Source organism: Rosettibacter primus (genome assembly GCF_036860675.1).
Lineage (GTDB): Bacteria > Bacteroidota > Ignavibacteria > Ignavibacteriales > Melioribacteraceae > Rosettibacter > Rosettibacter primus.
Genome location: NZ_JAYKGK010000001.1, coordinates 413,930 through 427,450 on the forward strand (window position 1 = coordinate 413,930; position 13,521 = coordinate 427,450).

Consider the following 13,521-nt stretch of genomic DNA (forward strand, 5'->3'; position numbering starts at 1 on the left):
TGATTCTTTTATGAAAAATATGTTACATGGCAAGCATAGAGAGCTAATCCAATTACTGCCAGAAAGAATAAAAGCATTAATGAAGCTGCTAATTTTTTCATATCAACCTCACTCTCTATGCTTATTTAATTAATAACATTTTCTTAGCAGCTGAAAATTTTCCGGAATTTAACTTATAGATATATAAACCAGATGTAACTTTTCTTCCAAAATTATCATCTCCATTCCACTGCACTTCGTAAGTTCCTTTTGAATACTCGTTATTTATTAATGTTTTAATTTCATTTCCTAAGATATCATAAATCTTTAATGTTACAATCCCATTTTCCGGTAATGTAAATTTAATCATAGTAGAAGGGTTAAATGGATTTGGATAATTCTGGTACAGTTCAAATTGATTAGGAAGTGATACATCTGAAACACTTACAACACTTCCAGTGCTAAATACTGCAGGAGCAGAATAATCAGATACTTCTCCTTTATCAGTTTTCGATGCAACTCTCCAATAATAAACTTTATTTTTTTCCAAACCTTCCAGTGTAACACTATTTGTTGTTAAACTTGAAATCTTAGTTGCATTAATAAATTGTTTATTATCTGCATATTCAAAGTCATATGTTAATTTACTTTCACTTGGGGCGGGAATAATCCAGGATACAGTAACATTAGTAGAATTAATTGGATAGCCATTAATTGGACTTCCTGCTAAAGGCACAACGCTCGAGGCCCCTGGTGATACAGTAAAATATCCTAGTGACGACCAAGCAGATTCTGTTAAAGATGGAAGTTCTCTCGCTTTGACCTGCCAATAGTATGTTGCTCCTGGTGTTAAACCTGTTAAAACAAAAGATGTACCATTTATCCATGGTGTTGAAGCTATAGGAACGATTGGATTATCTAAAACCCCATTAGTTGTTGAAGGGTCTGTAGAATAAATTACTTTAAACTGCAATGGATTAGAGTGTATTAATGACCACATTAATGTTGGATTTGTTACAAACACTACAGAACCCGAAATTGGATTTGTTAAAGTTGGAACAGGGACAGTTGCAGTATTATTTACTGAAGTTGGGTATACAAAACTTGCTGGTGTTGATGGTGTCCCAAAACTATTTAAAGCAAAACCCCCACTTACTCGCCAGTAATAGGTTCCACCTAATGTTGGATTAAGTGTGGTTAAATCTGATGCAGTTAATGTATATGAAGTTGATGGAATATTATTTACTGTTAAGTCTACACTTCCAAAATTTGGGTCATCATCTATCTCTAATCTAAAATATAACAATGGAGCATAAACATTAGTATACCAATAAAATGTCGGTTGAGCATCAACGGTTGCTCCTAAAATTGGATAACTTGGGTAACAAACCAAAAATGTTTGATTGCCATATACAACAAAATTTTGTTCATCAGAGTAAGCTGATTCGTTAGTACCGTCACAAGATGCTACTTTCCAATAATATGTTTGTCCTGCTGTTAAAGCAAATGGAATAGTTGTAAACCAGTTTGGATTGCCTGTATCAAAATAACCTTCTGTAGCATTTGTAGTGCCTAAGCCGACAGTATATGAGCCTGAAGTAGTACTATATTTTACTCTATAGCTTGTTACTTTCGCATTATAACCTAATAAATACCAATATAAATTTGGTGGATTATTATAAATGCTAATTCCATTTATAGGATAAGATGCAACTGGTTTAGGCAATCCTGCAATACTAAATTTCCATACATTGGAATAATTTATAATTACTCCGCCCAAAGTTTTGGAGGTTACTCTCCACCAATAATCAGTACCGGTATTAAATATTGAGGTATTAAGAGTAACTGATGTATTAGTTGTGGTAGTAGTAGCTGCAGGTACAAGATTCAACATATCAGAAGTCGTTGAAACTTCTAAAGTATATTGTATCCCTGTAGTTCCGGAATACCAAGCAAATATTATTGTTTGATCACCAATGACTGCAGAGTTTAGAGGATTTGTTAAATAAGGAACTGCTGGTTGAATTGTAGTAAAACTCCATGGTGTCGCTGGATACCATGTGGTTCCTCCATCATCACTAACTTGCCAGTAATAAGTAACTGAGTTAGTTAAAGGTACTGTATTTGTAAATGAATTAGCTGCAGGAGAAATTGTATAGACAGTAGGTGAACTCATACCTACATTAATATCGAATCTAATTCGATTTGCAGTTGAGCCCCATGTCCAGGAAAAATTATGAACCACACCAACTCCAACCGCTCCGTCAGCTGGGTCAGGGTTAGTTGGTTGCGCAATAATTAAACTACTAAATAAAAAAAGAAATACAATAAATAAATTTTTCATACACCCTCCTTTCGGGTTTATTCATTAAACTCGGCTGGCTCTTATTTATGTTAAAGAGGAAAAATAGGAATAATCAATTAATTAGTTATTTGATTTGATTCTGCACGCAAGATAACTTCTGCTATGACAAATGTCAAGAAAATAATTTTTAGAAAAAGATAATAAAGTATTAAATATTTCTCTAATCAATAATAAAAAAAGCAATTATCTTTACTAATAGAGATTATCACTGGACATTCAGCCTGAAGTTAATTGAGATTATTCTCATAATTATTAATAGATGCGACAAAAAAAGACTTTATTGGAAACAATACCCGAATAATTTAATATGTAATTGATGTTACATATTGTAAGGGAAAATTAATCTCTAACTCATGGATGTATAAATTTTGTAATGTTAATTTTATAACAAAAATTTTCGCTTGCAGAATTTTAATGATACTATTAAAGTTAAGTTTTATAACTCATTTAAATGTTTTTATAATTAATATCCGCTAAATTTTCATACCTAAGAAAATAATTATTGATATCTTTTCTATAAGACTATTCCGATAAATATTGCAATAAACTTAGATATATATTTTTCGCAGATAATTTATTTAAAGTCATTACGACTAATTTTAGACCTAACAATTTTAGTTAGCTACATTTACCAAAGACAATTTCATTTTTTGAGACTTTCTTTCTAGTTTATCTAACAATTCAATAATTTTTGAACTATATTCTTCAATATCAGCTAATTTATTTTTAGCTTCATCTTTTTTGTTATTATTCACATCATTAACAATTTCTTCAGCTAATTTATGTAATGATATATGCCACTTTTCTAATTCCTCAAAATCTTTATCATTTCTAAAATTTTTTAATCCAGAATTATAATACCATTTACCAAGAGAACACCCTTTGTAATTACCAGCAACATGAGCTTCAATACTTTCTTTACCACTTATAATGTTTAACAATCTCATCTTCCACTGTCTATGTGCAAGTTTAGCAGCAGAAAAATCAAATTCGTCAACACTTATATCACTACCTGTTATTTTCTTAGTCTTATATTGAATGTCTGATTCCGATAATTTAAACATGTTCAATAATTCTTGCAGATTAAGAGCTAATTTTGTTAAATCATTAGCAGCATCTGAAATTTGTGATATTGATTGAACAGATTTTTGAATCATCTCAGAAATATTTTCTACATTTTCTGAGACTTGTTTTGAGGTTGCAGATTGTTCTTCGCTTGCAGCAGCTATTTGATTTATTAATTCAACAACCTCTTCTATGTTTTTTAATATTTGAGCTAATGATTTTTGTGAATTTTCTGTTAATTGAAGTGTTTCAATTACTTCTTTATTTCCCTCCTTCATTGTATTTACAACATTACGAGTTTCTTTTTGAATTGATGTTATGATATCTCCTATTTCTTTGGTAGACTTTGATGAACGCTCAGCTAATTTTCTGACCTCGTCTGCCACCACAGCAAAACCTCGCCCATGCTCACCTGCTCTAGCTGCTTCAATTGCAGCATTCAATGCAAGCAAATTAGTTTGATCTGCTATTTCATCAATTACTTGCAATATGCCTGTTATTGATTCAGTTGATTTACCAAGAGCTTCAAGTTTTTTAGCTGCTGTTTGGACATAATCCGCAATTTGTCTTACTCTATTTATTGTCTCTCCTATCTGATTGATACTATTCTTTATAATAACTCCATTATTTGTAACTTTATCTGCAGTTTGAACAGAATTTGCAGCATTAGATTGAATCGCTGAATTCATTTCATCAGCAGCAATGGAAATATCATTTATTTGTGTCGACTGTTCTCTTAAAGTTCCGGTTAATTCATCTGTAGTTGCTGAAATTTGACTTGTAGCTGATGCAAGATTATCTGTAACTTCTCTTACCTGTCTTAGAATATCCCGCAATGAGTATACCATAAATTGTAGATTCTCTAAAATGAATTGATTATTCTCATCTTCAAACTTGAAATTAAAATCTATAATGAAATCCCTTTCAGATAATTCTTTCATCAGTTCTTTTATTTTCTCGGATTCTCTTTTTAACAAATTATTCCTGTTATTTATAAATTCTACATGTTCAAAAATTATTATACTATTAACAGCAATTGTAGCTATCATCTCAATGAATTTTTTATCTTCTTCATTAAAAACTTCACCATTATTTTTTTCTGATATATATAAATTGCCATAACTTTTATTATCATAAGTCAGAGGAGTTGCTAAAAGAGTTTTCATATGTGGATGATTAGGAGGAAAGCCATAAGATTTTGGATGCTTTGAAATGTCATTTAGCATCAAAGTTTCTTTCGTTTGATGAATATAACCTAATAATCCTTTACCTTCGGGATATTTGCCTATGGATTTTTTTAATTCTTCACTTATTCCTCTTGTTATAAATTTTTTTACTCTTGAATTTTCATCAAAAACTGAAATAGCAACATACTTAACATCAAATATTTCTTGGACTAAATCAGCTAATTTTTCTAAGATACCTTCAATACTCTTTTCGGTCCTCAATTTATAAAAGCCATTAACAATCATTCTTGTATTTTTAACAAAAAGATGAAAAGTCTTTTCAACTCTATCTAAATCTAAATTAATATCTCTCAGTTCATCATTAATTTTATAGTTATTATTACTTTCAACAAAATTCAACGTAGATATTCTATGCATTCGTTTTTTTAAGTATGTTAACTTTGGTATAAGCGTTTTAATAAAAAATCCTGCCAATATTAATGCAACAACAAAAATAATTATTATTAAAACAAATAATTTATTTTGAAAATTTTCTACATAGCTTTTTAGTTGATTAATTTCATTCTCTTCAAGTAATTTATTTATATTGCTAATCCATAAGTTAATATCGATAAACAAAATAACTAAGCAAATTCCTATACAAAGTGCAGCAGCAAGAAATTGTAATTTAAGACTTATTCTCATAGATAAATCCTCTTTTTTTATTTTAATAATCGAAAAATTTTCTTTTTTGTTAATAAATATGGATAAAAAGTTAGAAGATTATAAATTTTTGTACACATAAGCATTATTGAAATTTGCATACAATACAATTATTGATATCAAAATTTATATAGCAACATCAATCCATATAACTACTTGTTTTATTTTATTCTTTTAATTGATTGTATTACTCGATTTCATATGACTCTATTTCTATTTTAATTGACCGTAAAAAATAATCATATATTTTACAACATTTTTTATCTTATAACTTTCAAGCAATATCTTTATTACTTTCAGAAGTTCAATAAAGATTATCATTTGTTAATTGTAGTTACAAACAAATAAAATTTCATTTGAAAAATTATTTTTTCTGCAAGCATAAAAAATCTTATTGATATTCTTTTATGATTATCTAATATTTGCAAAAATTTTCTTACTCATTTCATCATATAAAAGGAGTATAAATGTCAAATCAAACACAACGAGAACAATGGGGCAGCCGCATCGGATTAATCTTAGCTGTTGCAGGAAATGCAGTAGGACTGGGGAATTTCCTTCGTTTCCCTGTTCAAGCAGCTCAAAATGGTGGCGGCGCTTTTATGATTCCTTACTTTGTTTCATTCCTACTCTTAGGCATTCCTTTAATGTGGATGGAATGGGGTATTGGTCGATATGGAGGTAAATTCAAACATGGAAGTGCCCCTGGTATGTTTGATGTTCTATGGAAAAATAAAATTGCTAAATACATCGGTGCTCTTGGATTATTTCAATCAACTGTAATTCTTATTTATTATACATACATAGAATCATGGACTCTCGGTTATAGCTTCTTTTCAATTACAAAAAGTTATTTTGGTTTAGAAAATTTTACTGAGATGAAATCATTCCTTTATGCTTATCAAGGACGAGAAGTAAATCAATATTTCAGCAGTATTGTTACTGCATATTTTTTTATGATAATTACTTTTGCTTTAAATCTTTGGATTTTGTATAGAGGAATTTCTAAAGGGATTGAAAAACTTGCAAAGATAGCAATGCCAGCTTTATTTTTATTTGCAATTATTATTGCAATTAGAGTAATAACTCTTGGAACACCTGATCCTTCAGTACCAGAAAATTCAGTAAGCAATGGTTTTGGATTTATATGGAATCCTGATTTCACAAAATTAGGCGACCCTAAAATTTGGCTTGCAGCAGCAGGACAAATTTTCTTTACATTATCTTTAGGTATGGGAACAATTCAAGCTTATGCAAGTTACCTGAAACCAAAAGATGATATTGTTTTGTCTGGATTAGCAACTTCTGCAACAAATGAATTCGCAGAAGTAGTTTTAGGCGGTTCAATTGCAATACCTATTGCGGTAGCTTTTTTTGGAATTCCTACAACAATGGAAATGGCAAAAGGTGGCGCTTTCGATTTAGGCTTTGCTTCTATGCCTTTAGTTTTTGAAAGAATTCCTTTGGGAGAAATTTTTGGATTTTTATGGTTCTTACTTTTATTCTTTGCTGGTATCACTTCATCTGTTGCTATGGGACAACCAATTATTGCATTCCTTGAAGATGAATTTGGCATGAATAGAAAAAAAGCTGTTACTGCTTTAGGTGTAGGAATTTTTATATCAGTTCAATTTGTTGTCTTCTTTTTGCAATATGGTTATTTGAATGAATTAGATTACTGGGCAGGAACATTTGGACTGGTTGTATTTGCTTTAATTGAATCAATCTTATTTATGTGGGTTTTTGGTGCTGAAAAAGCATGGCAGGAAATGAATGAAGGCGGTGATATTAAAATCCCACGATTTTTCTTTTATATAATGAAATTTATTACACCTGCACTTTTATCAATTATTATGATTTGGTGGTTTATACAGGATGCCATTCCCACATTAATGCTTAAAGGTATTCCTGCTTCAAATCATCCTTATATCTGGGGTGCAAGAATTTTTATGATAATTCTTTTAGGAATTTTATTCTGGATGGTTAAGACTGCATGGAACAAGGAGAAAAAATTAATTTAGAATTGAGCAGTTCCAAAAAAATTATACGAAGAAATTTGTTGCTATTAATCTCAACTGAACAATCATGCTAAACTTAACGGTATATAAAGCTGTTAATTTTATGAAGTTAATTTTTAATTTTGTTTTAGAGGAATGTTTGTTAGTGTTATCCAATAATCTTAGTAATTCAATAAACTTTCTAACTTTTGTAATTTTTACAATACTTTATCTATAGTGTAATAGGTTTGAAAAAATCAGCAGCAATGCTAATTAAAATAACATTGCTGCTGTTATAAATTTTATCAATTAACCAAAAAATGTTTCTGCAACTTTATAAAGTTCCATATCAACAGTTTTTAATTCACCTACAGCTTCTTCTAATTTTACAGCAACAATATCTTTACCTCTCAATGCAGCCATATAACCCCATTGTCCCTTGTTAACCAATTCAGCAGCAAAAACACCAAGTCTTGTTCCCAATACTCTATCGAATGCAGTTGGACTTCCACCTCTTTGAATGTAACCTAAAACAGTAGCTCTTGTTTCAAAGCCAGTTCTTTTTTCAATTTCTTTTGCAATTACATTTCCAATACCACCAAGTTTAACATGACCAAATGAATCAACTTCCATATCACTTAAAATTAGTGAACCGTCTTTGTCCACACTTTCTTCTGTTTTAATTTTAGCTCCTTCAGCAATTACTACAATGCTGAAAGTCTTTCCGCGTGAATGTCGTTTTGTAATTATTTCACACACTTCATTCAAGTCAAATGGTTTTTCTGGAATTAAGATTACATCCGCACCACCAGCAATGCCAGCATGCACTGCAATCCAGCCTGCATGTCGACCCATAACTTCAACAACCATTACTCTGTTGTGAGATTCAGCCGTTGTATGAAGTCTATCAATTGCTTCGGTTGCAATATTTACTGCAGTATCAAATCCAAAAGTATAATCTGTTGCATTCAAATCATTATCAATAGTTTTAGGAACACCAACAACTTTAACTCCTGCTTTGAAAAGTTTATTGGCCACACCAAGAGTATCTTCTCCTCCTATTGCAACAAGGCAATCGATGCCGGATTCTTTCATATTATTAATAACTCTTGCTTCGCCATCTTTTTCTTTGTAAACATTTGTTCTGGATGTTCCTAAAATAGTTCCGCCTCTTGGCAAAATTCCAGAGATTGCATCAAGGTCTAAAGGCATAAAATTTTTTTGAAGAATGCCGCGCCATCCTTCGCGAATTCCAATTGTTTCATGGCCATATTGAATTGATTTTCTAACTACTGCTCTAATAACTGCATTAAGTCCCGGGCAATCGCCCCCGCCAGTAAGTATTCCTATTTTCATTTTTTTACTCCAATTATTATGAATTAGATAATCATTTTCATTTTTATATCAGTTTAAGATTAGCAAATTTAGTAAGCAACTGTTTAGTACCATATTCTTCAAAAGCTATGGTTACTTTTTGCATATCACCTGTTCCATTAATTGCCAATATTTTACCAATTCCAAATACAGAATGTGAAACTCTGCTGCCAACACGAAGCGACCTTCTTTCCTGGTCATAATCATCATAACTTTCTTGATAATATTCATCATATTCAACTTCGGCGCCTGCTTTACGTCTTCCAGCTCTTTTACTGCCGGGTTTGTATAATTCATTGTAAGTTGATTTATCAAGTTCATCAATAAATCTTGAACGGCTTTGATATGCAACTTCTCCAAAACGATATCGAGAACGTGCATAAGTCAAAAATACTTTTTGCTTTGCACGTGTTAATGCAACATAAAACAATCTTCTTTCTTCTTCTAATTTTGAATCAGAATCAAATCTTGGATTTAGCGGGAATATGTCTTCTTCAAGACCTGTAATAAATACAATTGGAAATTCAAGTCCTTTTGCACTGTGAACAGTCATTAATGTAACAGCATTAGACTTTTCATCATACTGGTCAACGCTTGTAACTAATGAAACTTCTGCAAGAAAATCATCTAAAGTTGCATTGGGATGTTCACGGCTATAATCCTGAACAGCTGAAATTAATTCCTGAACATTATCATAATGTGCAAGTGATTCGGGCGTATTTTCTTCTTTATAAATTTTTAAAATACCCAGTTCATCAATTAATGCAGAAGTTAATTCTCCAATTGAAAGTTTGTCTTTCAAGTCAATGTACTTATCGAGCAATAATTTAAATTGCTTTACATTCTTTTGAATTCTTTCTTTAACTTCTATTACTTCAAAAACTCTCGCCATTGTAGTGAATAACGAAATATTAAGTTTGCGTGCAAATGCAATCATTTTTGTAATAGAAGTATTTCCAATTCCCCTTTGAGGGAAATTCATTATGCGAAGCAGACTCTCTTCATCATTTGGATTCGAAAGAACTCTCAAATAAGCAATTATATCTTTAATTTCTTTTCTTCTGTAGAATTCAATACCACCAACTATTTTGTATGGAATACTTTCTCTTCTAAATATTTCTTCAAGCACACGAGATTGAGAATTTAATCTATAAAGAACAGCAACATCACTGAATGAAATTTTTCTTGCTTGAACTTCTTTTTTAATTCTCTTTGCAATTTGAAATGCTTCATCTTTTTCATCTGAAGCACGAATCAAGGTAATTTCTTCACCGGTATCATTTTCTGTCCATAATGTCTTTGCAATTTGTTCTGTATTGTTTTTAATAATAGAATCAGCTGCAGCAAGAATTATTTTTGTTGAGCGATAATTTTGTTCAAGGCGGAATATTTTTGCATCCTTAAAATCCTTTTTGAAATTAAGCATGTTTCTAATATCTGCACCGCGCCAGCTGTAAATACTTTGGGCATCATCTCCAACAACACATATTTTATCTTTAGCAGGACTCAATAATTTCAGAAGTTCATATTGAGCTTTATTCGTATCCTGATATTCATCCACAAGTATATACTTAAACATTTTTTTATACTTTTGAAGTACCTTTGGATATTGTTTGAATAATTCAATTGGTTTGAGCAATAAATCATCAAAATCCATTGAATTATTTTCAAACAAGCGTTTATTATATTCTTTATAAATTTCCAGGAATTTTCTATCGGCAAGTGAATTTGTCATAATTTTTTCGAAATCTTCAGGAAGTATCATCTGATTTTTTAGATGACTAATTCTATGCTGAACACCATGAGGTGTTAAGCTTTCAAGATTAATATTCAAATTCTGCATGATGTTCGAAACAAGAGAAACTGAATCTTCGCGGTCATAAATTGAGTAATTCGGTTTATAGTTCAGATATTTTGATTCAGTTCTTAAAATTTTTGCAAAAATGGAATGGAAAGTTCCCATCCAGAGTTGGTCAGCTTTCTTACCTATCATAGCTTTAATACGTTCTTTCATTTCTTTGGCAGCTTTATTAGTAAAGGTAAGAGCTAAAATGGACTCGGGCTCCATTCCTTTTTCTATTAAATATGCAATCTTATAAGTTAAAACGCGGGTTTTACCAGATCCTGCCCCGGCAACTACCATGTGTGGGCCTGCGTTGTATTCTACAGCTTTACGCTGCTCTTCATTTAAATCGTTTAGAAATTTCATAAGAAATGTAATTTTTAGTTGGCAAATTTAAATAAAACTGAAGGGATTATCAATGTAATTGGGAGAAAGATTGCAAGTTTATATAAAATTCACATTAAATTTTTAAAAATTAATGCCATTTCTAATCTTATAAACGAGTTCTATAGATGGTCTTGCATCAGTAATACCATAACCATTGCCAGATAAAATATTTCTATAGACTACAGTATGAAGATTTGTAAAACCTTCGGTAAATTCAAGTTCTTCCTCATTAATCTTAATTGAACGATATGTTCGTTTGTTCATTTTTTTAATTTCATCAGGTAAATCTTCATAGTTAATTGAAAGATGCCAATTTACACTTGCATGTTTTAGTTCAAGTTCTCCACGCATTGACCTTTTCTGATTTTCTATTATAATGCTATGAACTGGTTCGCCGAAAATCCAGATTAACATATCAAAGAAATGAATTCCAATATTTGTTGCAACCCCACCGGATTTTTCTATCACTCCTTTCCATGAAAAGTCATACCACAATCCTCTTGATGTAATGTAATCAAGTTTAATATTAAATTTAGCATTAGGATTTTTTCTAATTGCTTCAGCTATTTTATTCTTTAATTCAATAATTGTCGGGTGAACCCTTAATTGTAAAATAGTATAAACTTTTTTGCCAGTTTCAATTTCAATTTTTTCGAGTGCATCAAGATTCCAGGGATTAAGCACAATTGGTTTTTCACAAATTGCATCCGCACCGATTCTTAGTGCCAGACGTATATGTGAATCGTGTAAAAAATTTGGTGAACATATACTCAAATAGTGAACTCTTTCGGAATCTGATTTTCTTCTTAACAAATCAAGATGTCGTTCAAATCTCTCAAACTCTACAAAAAAACTTGCATTGGGGAAATATTGGTCTAAAATCCCAACAGAATCATGAGGGTCTAATGCTGCAACAAGATTGTTACCTGTATCTTTTATTGCCTGTAAATGTTTTGGGGCAATATAACCTGCAACTCCAGTTATAGCAAAATTAAACATAGTTTTTAATTTTATTTTATAAGTGTTCAATATAAATTAAAAATATTTTTGATATCAAACATGTTTATCATGCTTTATAAATTTTTCCGTCATTTAATCCCATAATCTTAAAAGCATTACGTGTATCAAGAATTAATTTTGCATTTTTACGAATAAAATCATAATCATAGTCGTCATGGTCGGTTGCTAAAATTATTAAGTCATATAATCGAATTGAATCTTTTCTTAATTCAACAGAATAAAGGTCAAATTTATATTTTCTTGTTGGAGGAAGTTTTGGAAGATATGGGTCATTGTAATCAACTTCAGCTCCCTTTTCTCTTAATATTTCTATTAATTTTAATGAAGGGGATTCACGCATATCATCAATGTTCTTTTTGTATGCAACTCCAAGAATTAAAATTTTACTTCCCTTAAGAGTCTTTTGATGTTCATTTAACACTTCAATTGCACGTTCTACAACATGATAAGGTTGAAATGTATTTATTTCACCTGCTAATTCGATGAATTTTGTATTTACTTCATACTCGCGTGCTTTCCATGTTAAATAAAATGGGTCGATTGGTATACAATGCCCTCCTAAACCAGGGCCTGGATAAAATGCTTGAAAACCAAAAGGTTTTGTTTTAGCTGCTTCTATAACTTCCCAAATATCAATATTCATTTTTTCAAAAACCATTTTGAGTTCGTTAACAAGAGCAATATTTACAGAGCGATAAATATTTTCCAGCAATTTAGCTGCTTCGGCAACTCTTGGTGAAGATACTGGAACTGTTTTATTTACTATTTGACTGTATAATTTAACTGCAACTTCCTGACATGACTTTGTAACCCCACCAACAATTTTAGGAATTGTACTCGTTGTAAAATTTTTATTGCCAGGATCTTCACGCTCTGGACTGAATGCAAGGAAGAAATCTTTTCCCACACTAAATGTTTGATAGTTTTTAACAAACTCATCAGAATTTGTTATTGGCAATTTAACTCTTGGTGCTGTTTCAAATAATGGAAGAAGTAATTCCTCTGTTGTACCTGGATATGTAGTGCTTTCAAGAGAAATTAATTGACCTTTTCTTAAATATTTTTGAATTGTCATTGCAGTATTTTCTACATATGTCATATCCGGTTCTCTGTGCTGATTTAATGGTGTGGGCACACAAATAATAATAGCATCACATTCTGGTAATCTTGTAAAATCGTTTGTAGCTTCAAATTTCCTTTTATCAACAATTGCTTTAATTAATTTTCCATCAATATGTTTAATATAACTTTTACCAGAATTTAAAACTGGAATTTTATTTTCATCAATGTCAAAACCAATAACATTAAAATCATTGTTAGCAAATGCTAATGCTAATGGAAGCCCGACATAACCCATTCCTATAATTCCAACCACAGCTGTTTTGTTCTGAATTTTATTGAGTAATTCTTTTTTGTAGTTCATAATCTTCCCTCGCTTTTAATATAAATAATTTTCAGTTTCCTTAAAGAAATATTTTTTAATGATGAAGCATGCAATAATTAAAAAAATCATTAATAGGATACATTTACCTGCAGTTTGCCCTTCCGAATATTTTTTATAATCAGCTATTCAATTATAAAAAAATTTCTTTTAATAAAATT

Annotated in this window: 7 protein-coding genes; 1 reads left to right on the forward strand and 6 read right to left on the reverse strand. The window is 30.8% G+C overall.

Translation table 11 applies throughout. The features are described from left to right. Positions 1 to 121: 121 nt before the first annotated feature. Complete coding sequence (locus tag VJY32_RS01780; RefSeq protein ID WP_353676160.1) at positions 122 to 2,323, reverse strand: glycoside hydrolase family 78 protein; 2,202 nt, start codon at positions 2,321 to 2,323, stop codon at positions 122 to 124. Between the two features lie 635 nt (positions 2,324 to 2,958). Further along, positions 2,959 to 5,280 carry a methyl-accepting chemotaxis protein gene (locus tag VJY32_RS01785; protein WP_353676161.1) on the reverse strand — a complete coding sequence of 774 codons (2,322 nt, stop codon included), beginning with the start codon at positions 5,278 to 5,280 and terminating at the stop codon, positions 2,959 to 2,961. 485 nt (positions 5,281 to 5,765) lie between these two features. Here VJY32_RS01785 and VJY32_RS01790 point away from each other — a divergent pair, with 485 nt between their 5' ends. After that, the gene (locus tag VJY32_RS01790; RefSeq protein ID WP_353676162.1) at positions 5,766 to 7,319 is read left to right on the forward strand and encodes a sodium-dependent transporter; all 1,554 of its coding nucleotides are present in this window, start codon (positions 5,766 to 5,768) and stop codon (positions 7,317 to 7,319) included. Positions 7,320 to 7,604: 285 nt separating this feature from the next. Here the strand turns inward: VJY32_RS01790 and VJY32_RS01795 are convergent, their stop codons facing one another. The 4 genes from VJY32_RS01795 to VJY32_RS01810 form a co-directional block, all read right to left on the reverse strand. After that, on the reverse strand, positions 7,605 to 8,651 hold the full coding sequence (locus tag VJY32_RS01795; RefSeq protein WP_353676163.1) for a 6-phosphofructokinase: 1,047 nt from the start codon (positions 8,649 to 8,651) through the stop codon (positions 7,605 to 7,607). A 43-nt stretch (positions 8,652 to 8,694) separates the two neighbouring features. Next, complete coding sequence (locus VJY32_RS01800; protein WP_353676164.1) at positions 8,695 to 10,878, reverse strand: ATP-dependent helicase; 2,184 nt, start codon at positions 10,876 to 10,878, stop codon at positions 8,695 to 8,697. 102 nt (positions 10,879 to 10,980) lie between these two features. Next, positions 10,981 to 11,898, reverse strand: coding sequence for a Gfo/Idh/MocA family oxidoreductase (locus tag VJY32_RS01805; protein WP_353676409.1), 918 nt, complete (start codon positions 11,896 to 11,898; stop codon positions 10,981 to 10,983). A gap of 67 nt (positions 11,899 to 11,965) precedes the next feature. Then, the gene (locus VJY32_RS01810; RefSeq protein WP_353676165.1) at positions 11,966 to 13,342 is read right to left on the reverse strand and encodes a nucleotide sugar dehydrogenase; all 1,377 of its coding nucleotides are present in this window, start codon (positions 13,340 to 13,342) and stop codon (positions 11,966 to 11,968) included. Positions 13,343 to 13,521 lie beyond the last annotated feature (179 nt).

Bases quoted from the DNA above. Each gene is read 5' to 3' on its own strand.
- VJY32_RS01780 (WP_353676160.1), bottom strand. From the start codon at position 2,323: ATGAAAAATTTATTTATTGTATTTCTTTTTTTATTTAGTAGTTTAATT.
- VJY32_RS01785 (WP_353676161.1), bottom strand. From the start codon at position 5,280: ATGAGAATAAGTCTTAAATTACAATTTCTTGCTGCTGCACTTTGTATA.
- VJY32_RS01790 (WP_353676162.1), top strand. From the start codon at position 5,766: ATGTCAAATCAAACACAACGAGAACAATGGGGCAGCCGCATCGGATTA.
- VJY32_RS01795 (WP_353676163.1), bottom strand. From the start codon at position 8,651: ATGAAAATAGGAATACTTACTGGCGGGGGCGATTGCCCGGGACTTAAT.
- VJY32_RS01800 (WP_353676164.1), bottom strand. From the start codon at position 10,878: ATGAAATTTCTAAACGATTTAAATGAAGAGCAGCGTAAAGCTGTAGAA.
- VJY32_RS01805 (WP_353676409.1), bottom strand. From the start codon at position 11,898: ATGTTTAATTTTGCTATAACTGGAGTTGCAGGTTATATTGCCCCAAAA.
- VJY32_RS01810 (WP_353676165.1), bottom strand. From the start codon at position 13,342: ATGAACTACAAAAAAGAATTACTCAATAAAATTCAGAACAAAACAGCT.